Source organism: Rhizobium sp. N621, from assembly GCF_001664325.1.
Taxonomy (GTDB): domain Bacteria; phylum Pseudomonadota; class Alphaproteobacteria; order Rhizobiales; family Rhizobiaceae; genus Rhizobium; species Rhizobium esperanzae.
Genome location: NZ_CP013495.1, coordinates 4,243,314 through 4,256,248 on the forward strand (window position 1 = coordinate 4,243,314; position 12,935 = coordinate 4,256,248).

Here is a 12,935-nt window from a genome sequence, read left to right on the forward strand (position 1 = left end):
CGGTAGGAAATGAAGTTGCGATGATCTATATAGATCACATCTGAGGCACAAGGTACGGGAGCGGCGTGATGCTTGATATGCTGGTTGTGGGCGGGGGCTATGTCGGCCTTTCCGCTGCCGTTGCGGTCAAGCAGGCAGCACCGCATCTGAAAGTCTCGGTGGTCGAAGCCGCACCCGAGCATGTCTGGAAAAACGATGAGCGCGCTTCCGCCGTCATCGCTGCCGCCGCAAAGATGCTCGAAATCTTCGGCATCTGGACCGAGATCGAGCCGGAAGCTCAGCCGATCACCAAGATGATCGTGACCGATTCCCGAACCTCCGATCCGGTCCGCCCGGTTTTCCTGACCTTCGACGGCGAAGTGGCCGAAGGCCGGCCTTTCGCTCACATGATTCCGAATGTCGCCATGGTCGCAGCGCTTCGCGGCGCCTGCGAACGGCTCGGTATCGACATACGCCACGGACTGAGCGCGACCGAACTCAAAACCCACGACAGCCATGCCGGCGTCACGCTTTCGGACGGCAGCACCCTGGAATCCCGGCTGGTGGTTGCCTGCGACGGCGTGCGCTCGAGACTGCGCGATCTCGCCGGTATCAGGACCGTCACCTGGGACTACGGCCAGTCCGGCATTGTCGCGACCGTCGAACATGAGCGGCCGCATGACGGCTGTGCCGAGGAGCATTTCCTGCCGGCCGGCCCCTTCGCCATCCTGCCGCTCCGGAACAACCGCTCCTCGCTCGTCTGGACGGAACGCACGCATGATGCCGACAGGCTGGTTGCCGCCGACGATCTGATCTTCGAGGAGGAACTGGAACGCCGCTTCGGCCATAAGCTCGGAGCGCTGAAGGTCATCGGCGACAAACGCGCCTTTCCGCTCGGCCTGACGCTTGCCCGCTCCTTTGTCGCTCCGCGTCTGGCGCTGGCCGGCGACGCCGCGCACGGTATCCACCCGATTTCGGGACAGGGCCTCAATCTCGGCTTCAAGGACGTGGCGGCGCTCGCCGAAACGATCGTCGAGGCCGACCGCCTCGGCCTCGACATCGGCTCGATCAACATCCTCGAGCGTTACCAGACCTGGCGGCGCTTCGACACCTTCCGTATGGGAGTGACGACCGACGTGCTGAATCGGCTTTTCTCTAACGACGCAATGCCGATCCGTATCGCTCGCGATGTCGGTCTCGGCATCGTCGACCGGCTGCCGCACCTCAAATCCTTCTTCATCAGCCAGGCGGCCGGAACAGCGGCAAAGGATAATCCGCGGCTGCTGGCCGGCCAGACGATTTAGCCAAACTCGGCGAGGCTATTCGTCGAGGCGGCGGGCCTCGGACACCAGCATGATCGGAATGCCGTCGCGGATCGGATAGGCAAGCTGCGCCTTTTCCGAGACGAGCTCATTATGTTCGCGATCATAGGAAAGCCGACCCTTGGAGAGCGGACAGACCAGGAGCTCCAGCAGTTTCGGATCGACGCGGCTCAGTTTTTCGTCCATGGCCGCAGTCTACTGCAGAACCGTATCGGAGTCACCGAAGACCCGCGCCAGCACGATTTCGGTAATGGCGATCAGCGTCTCGGCCCGTGTCTTCAGGTCCGGCGCCTCCAGGAGCGCCTGCTTTTCAGCCGGCCCGAACGGCGACATCATGGCGAGTGAATTGACGAGCGTCAGGTTGCTGGCCCGCTCGACGCTCTCCCAGTCGGCCTCCAGCTTATTGGCATCGAGATAGGCCTTGAAGGCGGTCAGCAGCGCCATGCGGTCGACCGCCTCCTCCTCGTTCTCAGCCGAGAGATCGGCAATGAAGGGTGCGATGCGGAAGGTGCGGAAGGGATCGCTGGTCACCTTCTCCTCCAGGAGCCGGAACCGGCAGACGCCGGTCAGCGACACGATATAGCGTCCGTCGCCGGTCTCGGCAAAGGAGGTGATGCGACCGAGGCAGCCGACCGCGGCAAGATTGTGCTCGCCGCCCTTGTCCTCATGTTCGCCGAGTGCCGGCTGGACCATGCCGATCAGCCGGTTTCCGGCAAGTGCTGCATCCAGCATCGCCAGATAACGCGGCTCGAAGATGTTGAGGGGAAGCTGCCCGGCGGGCAGGAGGAGGGCCCCGGTCAGGGGGAAGACGGCGATCGCATCAGGCAGATCGCCCGGCTTCAGGTATCTGGCATTACCGACTTGCATGAAACCGTCCCGCATTCTGGCAGACGGGCATGCCCGTCCTGACGAGAATGTGGTGCCCCCGCCCGAAAACGCAAGGGCGAATATTCATCTTAAGAGAACAGCATTGCCGAAAGCTTGCGCCGGGCGGCAACCGTCGCCGGATCCTTGAAACCCCAGACCTCGAAGAACTGCAGCAGTTGCCGGCGGGCGCCGTCATCGTCGAAAGCGCGATCCTTGCGCATGATGAAAAGCAGATGTTCGGCGGCTTCCTCCCGCCGGCCTTCGACATTGAGGATCTTGGCGAGCTTCAGCCGCGCCTCGTGATGATCGGGATTGGTCGCCAGTTCACGCTCGAGCGCCACGGGATCGCCGAGCTTGCGCGCTTCCTCGATCTGGTCGAGCTTCTTCAGCACCGCCTGAATGCCGGAGTCCTTCGCAAGCTCCTCGGGCAGATCAGTCAGCGTTTCGCGCGCCCGCTGATGCTGGTTTGCGGCGATCATGCATTCGGCCATTCCGGCAAGCGCCTTGGCATTCTCGGGATCGGCCTGCATGACGGCGCCGTAGAGCTGCGCGGCCTCGTTGATATTGCCGGCAGCGAGCAGCTCCGCCGCCTCAGTCAGCACGGCTTCGATTTCGGCCGCCTCATCGGCACCGGCAGGCCCGGCGATACGGTCGATGAACTGAGTGATCTGACTTTCCGGCACCGCGCCCATGAAGCCATCGGCCGGACGGCCGTTGACGAAGGCAATGACGGCAGGAATCGACTGGATGCCGAGCTGGCCGGCAATCGAGGGATGGTCGTCGATGTTCATCTTGACCAGCCGAACGCGGCCCTTGGCCTCGTTGACCACCTTCTCCAGGACTGGCGTCAGTTGCTTGCAGGGACCGCACCAGGGCGCCCAGAAATCAACCAGCACCGGCTGATTGCGCGACGCCTCGATAACGTCCTTGCCGAAATTCGCAGTCGTCGTGTCGGTGATGTAGCTGCCGGTCGCAGCCGCCGCTTCCGGCTGAGCGCCGAAGCTTGCCGTTGCCGACATCTGATTTCCGAAGGAACCGTTATAGGGGTTGTTGCTGCCGCTCATAGGTATCTCCCGCCGCGCCGATCCTGCCGGCATCATTGTAGCGCTAAAATCGTATGTCAGGACGTCACTTTCAAGACAAGCGGCTTATGTCCGGTCGCTTCCATGAAACGAATGAGGTCGCCGCTCGCAATCGATGTCGTCGCATCGTTTGTGAGCGGATGGCAGTTGACGATCTTCTCTTCCATCAGATCGGCATCGAGCACGAAGGTGACCTTTGCTTCGCGATCGTTGATCGCGCCGAAGGCGGTGACCGCCCCCGGAATGACACCCAGATATTCCATCAGCTTCTCTGCCCTGCCGAAGGAGACCCGGCCGGACCCGCCGATGATGGTGTGAACCTGCTTGAGGTCGACATCGGCATTCTCCTCTACCGTCAGCAGAAAATACCGGTCCTTCTTGTCCTTGATGAACAGATTCTTGGTGTGGCCGCCAGGGATTTCATCGCGCAGCGCAACCGATTCGGCCACGGTGAAAACAGGCGCATGATCCACTGTCTTATGGGCGATGCCGAGCCCGTCGAGGAAGGCGAACAATTCTTCTCTTGTCTTGGGGGCATTTTCGGGCATTGGATGATCCATCGGCGTGTAAGGGAAAAGTCGAGGCGTCCTGATTAAGTCCGTCCACAATGTTTGGCAATCTTCGCAACCGACGCTCTGCCCCCGTTTTGCGGTCTTTCCGCGCCGCTTGTGCGAACATCGCAATTTTTCTTCGCTTCTCCGTCATTTCCCTGTTGCAATTGAAAATCCGTTAGGCCATATAGCGCCCGTCGCCACGAGGCGGCGCCCACGGTCCAACGACTACCCCGGACCGATGCGGATTGAGCGGGTGTAGCTCAGGGGTAGAGCACAACCTTGCCAAGGTTGGGGTCGAGGGTTCGAATCCCTTCGCCCGCTCCAGTTTCTCTCTTGTCCATCCCGAGACACAGGTAACAGTTTGTCCTAGGACATAGGTACAACCTCGTGCCGAATGGGTTGTCGCTGGTCTGCAGTGCCCTCTGTTCCGAATCGATATATCCCAGATCGTGGCGCAAGAAGCTTACAAGCCAAATGCGGCCGTCGAGCTGCATGAAGCCGAGCCTCTGACCGGTCGTGACGACTGAGATGTTGACCTTCTTGCGATGGATGCACAGACGGCCGCAGGCGCGACGCGAGGTGCCATGCCTTCGAAGCGGTGTTGCCCGTTAGCCAAAAAATAACGCTCCCTCGTAACCACTCCTAAAGCCGGTTTTGGCAACCTTGAACCTATCGATATTTGCCTGCAATTTTTCCGCTGGGGTTTGTTATGAGTCACAATAGGGACGCCTGGGTCAGCCAGCGCGCTTATTCGCTGTGGGAATCCGAAGGCAGGCCGGAAGGCCGCGGTGAAAGCCACTGGATGCAGGCGCTCAAGGAATTCGAGCAGCTGGAATTGACCAAAGCCTCGCCCGACGGAAACGACCTTATCGAAAAGCTGAAGGCGGCCGGGCGGCTGATGCGGGTCCCCGCCGTCGAGCACGACCTGCAGCTGAAAGCGGCGCGTTAAAACCTTTTCCTGTCAGATTGAAGCAGTCACCCCGCCCGGAGGCGGCAATGTGTCGTCCTGATACTATTGGCGGGCAGCCCAACCGAGGCCGCGCCGCAGGATGAGCGGCATATAGGGATGGTCGAACTCGGCGGCGACATGGCCGAGAGCGGAATAGAAGATGCGGCCAGCGCCGAAATTGCGTTTGAAGACGACGGGCATCACCACATTGCGCGCCGCCGGATCGTAGGCGCCGGTGAAGGTGGTGGTCGCCAGGATTTCGACCGTGGGATCGTAATGCAGGTAATATTGCTCCGAATGGTAGTCGAAGTCGGGAATGCCCTCCATGATCGGATCGTCCTGGCGGGTAACAGCGACGCGGAAGTCGATGATGTTGCCGGGATGAGCGACCCAGGTAACGCCGGAGACGTAGCGGAAAGGCGCGCTTTCCTTGAAGGAGGTGGCGAGCGCGCCGTGATGGCCGGCAAGCCCGAGACCTCCGCGCACGGCCTCGACCAGGGCGCTGGCATGGGGCTTTTCCAGCGTTCCGCCGGTGATGATGGGCACCAGCAGATCCGCCTTGGCCAGGCTCGGAGAGCCGAATATGCCGAGATCGCCGGTCACCTCCACCGCAAAATCGTCCTCGCGCAGGAGATCGGCGACGATATGGGCGCATTGTTCCGGCTCGTGGCCCTGCCAGCCGCCCCAGACGATCAATGCCTTCCTCATTCCCGTTCTCCCTGGCTGATTGCTGCGGATCGTTGATCATCGCCCGATGATACAAGCCGCTTAAATCGGGCGGTCGTGCAAATCACGCGAATAATTGATCGACTTCGCCGTTTCGGCCAAATCGCAAACCCGCCGGTTTCGGCATTTGACGTATTGTCCGCTCGCGCCGATCGAAGTTCCTTCTTTTTATTGACGTGTATCTCGTCTAGGTTTCTTCCATCTCTCACTGATAATTAGGGGTGGTGCATGGCAGGTGAAACGGTTCTTGTGGTCGGCGGCGCCGGTTATATCGGCTCGCATACGTGCCTCGACCTGGCGAACAAGGGCTATAGGCCTGTCGTCTTCGATAATTTTTCGAACGGCCATCGCGAGTTCGTCAAATGGGGGCCGGCGGAAGAGGGCGACATTCGCGATCGTGCCCGGCTGGACGAGGTGCTGGCCAAGCACAAGCCGGCGGCAATCCTGCACTTCGCGGCGTTGATCGAGGTCGGCGAGTCGGTCAAGGATCCGGTTTCCTTCTATGAAAATAATGTGATCGGCACTTTGACGCTGCTTTCGGCAGCGCAGGCGGCCGGCATCAACGCCTTCGTCTTCTCCTCCACCTGCGCCACCTATGGCCTGCCGCAGAGCGTACCGCTCGACGAGACGCACCGCCAGGTGCCGATCAATCCCTACGGGCGGACGAAATATATCGTCGAACAGGCGCTTGCCGACTACGACCAGTACAAGGGCCTGCGCTCGGTGGTGCTGCGTTATTTCAATGCGGCCGGTGCTGATTTCGAAGGGCGGATCGGCGAATGGCACCAGCCGGAAACGCATGCAATTCCTTTGGCAATCGACGCCGCCCTCGGCCGTCGCCAGGGTTTCAAGGTGTTCGGCAGCGACTACGAGACGCGCGACGGCACCTGTGTGCGCGACTACATCCATGTGCTGGATCTTGCCGACGCGCATGTGCGCGCCGTCGAATATCTGCTGAAGGGCGGCGATTCCGTCGCGCTCAACCTCGGCACCGGCACGGGCACGACGGTCAGGGAATTGCTCGGGGCGATCGAGGACGTATCGAACCGGCCTTTCCCGGTCGAATATATCGGCCGGCGCGAAGGGGATTCGCATACGCTGGTCGCCAACAACGACAAGGCGCGCGACGTGCTCGGCTGGGTGCCGCAGTACGATCTGTCCGAGATCATAAGTTCCGCCTGGAACTGGCATGCAAAATCCAACCAGCATTGAGCCAAGCAGCATTGAGCCGAAACGCCTTGAGAAGCTCCGCCGGCCCAATATTCTGCTGATCACCGCGGACCAATGGCGTGGCGACTGCCTATCGGCGGTCGGTCATGCTTGTGTGAAAACACCTGAAATCGATGCGCTGGCACGCGAAGGCACGCTCTTCCGGCAGCATTATGCCGGGGCGGCCCCCTGCTCGCCGGCCCGGGCCACGCTCTATACCGGCCTTTATCAGATGAATCACCGCGTCTGCCGCAATGGTTCGCCGCTCGACGCGCGCTTCGACAATCTGGCTCTGGCGGCCCGGCGGGCGGGATACGACCCGACGCTGTTCGGCTATACCGACACGGCGCCCGATCCGCGCGGCATGGATGCGGCCGACCCGCATCTGACCACCTATGAAGGCGTGTTGCCGGGTTTTACCGCTCGCCAACTCCTGCCCGAGCATGAGCGGCAATGGCTCTCATGGCTCAGGTCACGTGGCCATTTGAACGCCGTCAGCCGCGACATCCATATCCCCATCGGTGCGCAAGCCGGCGAAATTTCCGATGCTGCGCCAGCCTATTCCAGCGATGAGACCCAGACCGCCTTCCTGGCCGGCGAGTTCATTCGCTGGATGGGCGAACAGGACCGGCCGTGGTTTGCGCATGTCTCCTTCTTGCGTCCGCACCCGCCATTTTCCGTGCCCGCGCCGTTCAACCGAATGTACAAGCCGGATGACGGGCCGGCCGTTGCGCGTGCGGAAAACCCCGAAGCAGAACAGACAGCTCACCCCTATCTCGCCTACGCCATGCCGCTCTCCGACAAGGGCAGCTTCATTCCCGGGACGCAAGGACCGCTCAGCGCCTGGAGCAGCATGGACTTCGCGGCGATCCGGGCGATTTATTACGGGATGATCTCAGAGGTCGATGCGCAGCTCGGCCGGATCTGGCAGGCGCTGAAGGATGCGGGCGCCTGGGAGAATACGCTCGTCGTCTTCACCTCGGACCATGCCGAGATGGCGGGAGATCACTGGACGCTCGGCAAGGGTGGCTTCTTCGATGGCAGCTACCATATCCCGCTGATAATCCGCGATCCCGCAAACGCTGCGGCCGGCAGGATCGTTGACGATTTCACCAGCGCTGCGGATATTTTTCCCACGCTTTGCCAAAGGCTCGGCATCGAGCCAAAGCACGGGCTCGACGGCCGGTCGCTGATGCCGTTCATCAGGGGCGAGCGCGCGGAAGGCTGGCGCGACGCGATATTCTGGGAATTCGATTTCCGCGACATTGCCAAGGGTGAGGCGGAACGGCATTTCGGGCTGCGGCCGAATCAGTGCAATCTCGCCGTGCTTCGCGACGATCGGTTCAAATATGTGCACTTTGCCGCACTGCCGCCGCTGCTCTTCGATCTCAGCGACGATCCGATGGAGCTCGACGATGTCGCGGCGGATCCGGCCTATGCAGCGATCCGACTTGAATATGCCGAGAAGTTGCTCTCGCTGAGAGCGCGGCATCTCGACCAGACGCTTGCCTATACCGAGCTGACGGAAAAAGGGCCGGTGACGCACCGACCCCGGTAGAGCATTTCCGTCTTCTTCGAATGACGGCAATGCTCTCTATTGGTCAATTCCCAGCAAAACCGCTGTGCGCTTTTGCCTTGAATCAACCGAGATAGTCGCGCTTACCGATCGGTGCGCCCTGGTTGCGCAGGATGGCGTGGGCGGTGGCGACGTGAAAGTAGAAGTTCGGCAGGGCGAAGGTGGTGATATATTCGTCACCCTGCAGCACGATGCCGCTCTTGCCCGGCAGAGTGATCTGGCGGCTTTCCGCGCCCTCCAGCGCTTGCGCCGAGAAGGTGGTGAGATAGGCGTCGGTCTTTGCCAGGCGCTCGCGCAACTGCTCGATCGTCGTCTCGTTATCGTCGAACTTCGGCGCGTCGGTTGCGGTCAGACGAGCGAGCGTGAACTTGGCGCTGTCGCTGGCCCGCTGATATTGGCCGGCGAGCGGCAGCATGTCGGGCGCAAGCCGGGCGGAGACGAGTATGGCGGGATCGATATTCTTTTCCTTCGCATAGGCTTCAGCCTTGTCGAGATAGGTCTTCAGGCTGGCGAGGCCGCGCTGGAACATCGGAACGGTAAGGCGATAGATCGAAATGGACATCAGTCCTGTCTCCAAAATCTTCAATGGGCGGCCGCGGCGGATGTCGAAGGGCCTGCGGCGGTGAGCCTGTCTTCGACCATTCCATAGATGGAGGCTGCCCACTTCGTGCGCAATGCCGCCGAACGCATGTGCCACGCGCAATTCCCTTGCATTGCCCCATCAATATCCCGAGTGCCGCTAAAGAGAGACTTGACGTCGCTCCCAGAAAATGGAATGAATATTCCGCATAACAAATTTTACGGTTTGTTTGTTCCGTTTTCGGAACGTCGCGGGAGAGGCGGCGCAGCAAATTGCGGCTTCAGGGCAGATGCCTGGAGCTCCGGCGTGAGGAGGGTGCAGCCGGGCACCGCTTTGTGGAGGAAGTAAAAATGAAAAAGTTTATCCTGGGCACTGCGATGGCGCTCGTCATGTCGACGGCCGCCCACGCGGAAACGGTTGGCGTGTCGATGGCGAAGTTCGACGACAACTTCCTGACCGTTCTGCGCAACGGCATGACCGATTATGCAAAGACGCTTTCCGGCGTGACGCTGCAGGTCGAAGACGCGCAGAACGACGTTTCCAAGCAGCAGAGCCAGATCCAGAATTTCATCGCCTCCAAGGTCGATGCAATCATCGTCAACCCTGTCGATACCGATGCGACGACGGCGATGTCCAAGCTTGCCGCCGATGCCGGCATTCCGCTGGTTTACGTCAACCGCCAGCCGGTCAACGTCGACACGCTTCCGGAAAAGCAGGCCTTCGTCGCTTCCAACGAGCAGGAATCCGGCACGCTGGAAACTAAGGAAATCTGCCGTATTCTCGGCGGCAAGGGCAAGGCTGTCGTCATCATGGGCGAGCTTTCCAACCAGGCTGCCCGCATGCGCACCCAGGATGTCCACGACGTCGTCAAGACCGATGAATGCAAGGGCCTTGAAATCGTCGAAGAGCAGACGGCCAACTGGGACCGCACCCAGGGCGCCGACCTGATGACCAACTGGCTCTCCAGCGGCATCGAGTTCGACGCGGTGATCTCCAACAACGACGAAATGGCGATCGGCGCCATCCAGGCACTGAAGGCAGCCGGCAAGGATATGAGCAAGGTCGTTATCGGTGGCGTCGACGCCACCCAGGACGCGCTTGCCGCCATGCAGGCCGGCGATCTCGACGTCACCGTCTTCCAGGACGCGGCCGGCCAGGGCAAGGGCGCTCTGGACACGGCGCTCAAGATCGCCAAGGGCGAAAAGACCGAGAAGAAGGTGTACATTCCCTTCCAGCTCGTCACGCCTGAAAACGTCAAGGACTTCGTCACCAAGAACTGAGACGAGTGCCAACAGGATGCGGGCTTTGCCCGCATCCTTTCCGCCTGTCCGTATTTGGAGGAGATGATATGGCCGTCAGCCCGACAACCATGGCCGCCGTGCGTGCGAGCGGCGCAGTTCCGAATGCGGAATATCTGCTGAGCGCCGAGGGCGTTCGCAAGGAATTTCCTGGTGTCGTCGCCCTCGATGACGTGCAGTTCCGGCTGAAGCGCGCCTCCGTGCATGCGTTGATGGGCGAAAACGGCGCCGGCAAATCGACATTGATGAAGATTCTCGCCGGCATCTATACGCCTGATAAGGGCGATATTCGCCTCAAAGGGGTCGAGATCCAGCTGAAATCTCCGCTCGATGCGCTGGAGAACGGTATCGCCATGATCCATCAGGAACTGAACCTGATGCCGTTCATGACGGTTGCCGAAAATATCTGGATCCGCCGCGAACCGAAGAACCGCTTCGGTTTCATTGACCATGGCGTAATGCACAGCATGACCGAGGAGCTGTTTGCCCGGCTCAATATTGATATCGATCCCGATATCGAAGTCCGGCACCTCTCGGTCGCCAACCGGCAGATGGTCGAGATCGCCAAAGCGGTTTCTTATAATTCCGATGTCCTCATCATGGACGAACCCACTTCGGCCCTGACGGAGCGCGAAGTCGAGCATCTTTTCCGTATCATCCGCGATCTCAGGTCCCAGGGCATCGGCATCGTCTACATCACCCACAAGATGAACGAGCTTTTCGAGATCGCCGACGAGTTTTCCGTGTTCCGCGATGGCCGATATATCGGCACGCATGCCTCGACCGACGTCACCCGCGACGACATCATCCGCATGATGGTCGGTCGCGAGATCACTCAGATGTTTCCGAAGGAAGAGGTGCCGATCGGCGAGGTCGTGCTCTCCGTCAAGGACCTCTGCCTCAAAGGCGTCTTCCGCAATGTTTCCTTCGAGGTCAGGGCCGGCGAGATTCTCGGTGTGGCCGGCCTTGTCGGCTCCGGACGGTCGAATGTCGCCGAAACGCTGTTCGGCGTGACACCGGCAAGCTCCGGGACGATCGAACTGTTCGGCAAGCCGGTGACGATTTCCTCGCCGACCGAGGCCATCCGTCACCAGATGGCATTCCTGACGGAGGACCGCAAAGACACCGGCTGCCTGTTGATCCTGGATATTCTGGAAAACATGCAGATCGCCGTCCTGCAGGACAAATTTGTCAAGGGTGGTTTCGTGCAGCAGGGCGCACTCGAGGCAACCTGCGAAGACATGGCAAAAAGGCTGCGCGTGAAAACCCCCAATCTTTACGAGCGGGTGGAAAACCTTTCGGGCGGCAATCAGCAGAAAGTGCTGATCGGGCGCTGGCTGCTCACCCATCCGAAGATACTGATCCTCGATGAGCCGACGCGCGGCATCGATGTCGGTGCCAAGGCGGAAATCCATCGGCTGGTCACGGAAATGGCGCGAAACGGCGTGGCAGTTATCATGATCTCATCCGAAATGCCCGAGGTTCTCGGCATGAGCGACCGCATCATGGTCATGCATGAGGGCCTGGTGACCGGTTTCCTCAATCGCGATGAAGCAACGCAGATCAAGGTGATGGAGCTGGCTGCGCGGTAATGCGCAGCTTGCGATCGCCTAAGGGAGGTTTGATATGAGTACCAAGGCAGCAGAGGGTACGGCCCCGCTCGCAACCCGGCAGAGACGGCGGCGTATGCCGCCGGAACTCAGCATCTTCCTGGTGCTTGTCGGCATCGCGCTTATCTATGAAGCGCTTGGCTGGATGTTCATCGGCCAAAGCTTCCTGATGAATTCGCAGCGCCTGACAATCATGATCCTGCAGGTCTCCGTCATCGGCATCATCGCCGTCGGCGTCACGCAGGTCATCATAACAGGCGGCATCGATCTATCATCGGGCTCGGTCGTCGGCATGACGGCAATGATCGCAACAAGTTTCGCTCAGTCCTCCACCTGGGGGCGGGCCGTCTTCCCTTCGCTGACCGATCTTCCGGCGCTCGTGCCCATCATGATCGGTCTGCTGATCGGAGCGGCGGCAGGTCTCGCGAACGGCGCGCTCATCGCCTATACGAAGATCCCGCCGTTCATTGCAACGCTTGGCATGTTCGTTTCCGCCAGGGGTGTTGCCAAGTGGTATACGAAGGGACAGCCGGTTTCCGGCATCACCGAGCAGTTTCATTTCATTGGAACGAAGGCGTGGCCGGTTGTCGTCTTCCTCGTCGTTGCACTGATCTTCCATATCGCGCTGCGCTACACCCGCTATGGCAAGTTCACCTACGCCATCGGCGCGAACCCCCAGGCCGCCCGCGTTTCCGGTATCAACATCGAAGCGCACCTCGTCAAAGTCTATGTGATTGCTGGATTGCTCGCTGGTCTCGCCGGCATCGTCACGGCGGCACGCGCGGAAACCGCGCAGGCAAGCATGGGTGTCGGATATGAGTTGGACGCGATCGCTGCGACCGTCATCGGCGGCACCTCGCTCACCGGCGGCGTCGGGCGCATCACCGGCACCGTCATCGGTACCATCATTCTCGGCGTCATGACCTCGGGCTTCACCTTCCTCAGGATCGACGCCTATTACCAGGAGATCGTCAAAGGCTTCATCATCGTCGCGGCCGTCGTCATCGACGTCTACAGACAGAAGAAGCGCCGCAAGCACTGACGACGGCCATGTGATTTGATAATTTTGCGGGGGCTTCGGCCCCCGTTTCCTTTTTGGTGATCCTCCACGATGCAGATGACCGAAAAAAGAGGTGGCGAATTTCGTCATCTTTTCTATTCTGCCGCTTATTGGCCCGTTCGG

Annotated in this window: 13 protein-coding genes, 1 tRNA gene and 1 pseudogene; 8 read left to right on the forward strand and 7 right to left on the reverse strand. The window is 60.4% G+C overall.

Translation table 11 applies throughout. The features are described from left to right. Positions 1–68: 68 nt before the first annotated feature. Positions 69–1,283 (forward strand): ubiquinone biosynthesis hydroxylase, encoded by a 1,215-nt coding sequence (locus AMK00_RS20410; RefSeq protein WP_064811532.1) that lies wholly within the window; start codon positions 69–71, stop codon positions 1,281–1,283. Positions 1,284–1,298: 15 nt separating this feature from the next. On the opposite strand, the gene AMK00_RS20415 is transcribed toward AMK00_RS20410, so the two are convergent. The 4 genes from AMK00_RS20415 to AMK00_RS20430 form a co-directional block, all read right to left on the reverse strand. Next, a complete protein-coding gene (locus AMK00_RS20415) occupies positions 1,299–1,487 on the reverse strand; it encodes a Trm112 family protein (protein ID WP_003567459.1) in 189 nt (62 codons plus the stop codon). A 9-nt stretch (positions 1,488–1,496) separates the two neighbouring features. Then, positions 1,497–2,183, reverse strand: coding sequence for an LON peptidase substrate-binding domain-containing protein (locus tag AMK00_RS20420; protein ID WP_170965840.1), 687 nt, complete (start codon positions 2,181–2,183; stop codon positions 1,497–1,499). A 74-nt stretch (positions 2,184–2,257) separates the two neighbouring features. After that, entirely contained in the window at positions 2,258–3,232 is a 975-nt protein-coding gene (trxA, locus tag AMK00_RS20425; protein WP_064811533.1) for a thioredoxin, read from the reverse strand. A gap of 56 nt (positions 3,233–3,288) precedes the next feature. Beyond that, a complete protein-coding gene (locus AMK00_RS20430) occupies positions 3,289–3,798 on the reverse strand; it encodes a prolyl-tRNA synthetase associated domain-containing protein (RefSeq protein WP_064811534.1) in 510 nt (169 codons plus the stop codon). A 255-nt stretch (positions 3,799–4,053) separates the two neighbouring features. On the opposite strand from AMK00_RS20430, the gene AMK00_RS20435 reads away from it, so the two are divergent. After that, positions 4,054–4,128, forward strand: a tRNA-Gly gene (locus AMK00_RS20435). 56 nt (positions 4,129–4,184) lie between these two features. Here the strand turns inward: AMK00_RS20435 and AMK00_RS33720 are convergent. Further along, positions 4,185–4,370: pseudogene (locus AMK00_RS33720) on the reverse strand (transposase); the annotation flags it as partial. A 143-nt stretch (positions 4,371–4,513) separates the two neighbouring features. Here AMK00_RS33720 and AMK00_RS20440 point away from each other — a divergent pair. Then, entirely contained in the window at positions 4,514–4,753 is a 240-nt protein-coding gene (locus AMK00_RS20440) for a DUF2934 domain-containing protein (RefSeq protein WP_064805565.1), read from the forward strand. A 63-nt stretch (positions 4,754–4,816) separates the two neighbouring features. Here the strand turns inward: AMK00_RS20440 and AMK00_RS20445 are convergent, their stop codons facing one another. Beyond that, entirely contained in the window at positions 4,817–5,461 is a 645-nt protein-coding gene (locus AMK00_RS20445) for a ThuA domain-containing protein (RefSeq protein WP_064811535.1), read from the reverse strand. A gap of 246 nt (positions 5,462–5,707) precedes the next feature. Here AMK00_RS20445 and galE point away from each other — a divergent pair, with 246 nt between their 5' ends. Together galE and AMK00_RS20455 are read left to right on the forward strand one after the other, a co-directional pair. Next, positions 5,708–6,691, forward strand: a complete 984-nt coding sequence (gene galE, locus AMK00_RS20450) for a UDP-glucose 4-epimerase GalE (RefSeq protein ID WP_064811536.1) — start codon at positions 5,708–5,710, stop codon at positions 6,689–6,691. After that, positions 6,669–8,246, forward strand: coding sequence for an alkaline phosphatase family protein (locus AMK00_RS20455; RefSeq protein ID WP_064811537.1), 1,578 nt, complete (start codon positions 6,669–6,671; stop codon positions 8,244–8,246). Before galE ends, AMK00_RS20455 begins: the two co-directional genes overlap by 23 nt. Positions 8,247–8,328: 82 nt before the next feature. On the opposite strand, the gene AMK00_RS20460 is transcribed toward AMK00_RS20455, so the two are convergent. Continuing rightward, positions 8,329–8,826 carry a DUF1993 domain-containing protein gene (locus AMK00_RS20460; protein WP_064811538.1) on the reverse strand — a complete coding sequence of 166 codons (498 nt, stop codon included), beginning with the start codon at positions 8,824–8,826 and terminating at the stop codon, positions 8,329–8,331. 368 nt (positions 8,827–9,194) lie between these two features. On the opposite strand from AMK00_RS20460, the gene AMK00_RS20465 reads away from it, so the two are divergent. From AMK00_RS20465 to AMK00_RS20475, 3 genes are all read left to right on the forward strand, one after another. Then, on the forward strand, positions 9,195–10,124 hold the full coding sequence (locus AMK00_RS20465; RefSeq protein ID WP_064805574.1) for a sugar ABC transporter substrate-binding protein: 930 nt from the start codon (positions 9,195–9,197) through the stop codon (positions 10,122–10,124). A gap of 68 nt (positions 10,125–10,192) precedes the next feature. Then, positions 10,193–11,734 (forward strand): sugar ABC transporter ATP-binding protein, encoded by a 1,542-nt coding sequence (locus AMK00_RS20470; RefSeq protein WP_064805576.1) that lies wholly within the window; start codon positions 10,193–10,195, stop codon positions 11,732–11,734. Positions 11,735–11,768: 34 nt separating this feature from the next. Beyond that, positions 11,769–12,794, forward strand: coding sequence for an ABC transporter permease (locus tag AMK00_RS20475; RefSeq protein ID WP_064805578.1), 1,026 nt, complete (start codon positions 11,769–11,771; stop codon positions 12,792–12,794). The last annotated feature ends 141 nt before the right edge of the window (positions 12,795–12,935 follow it).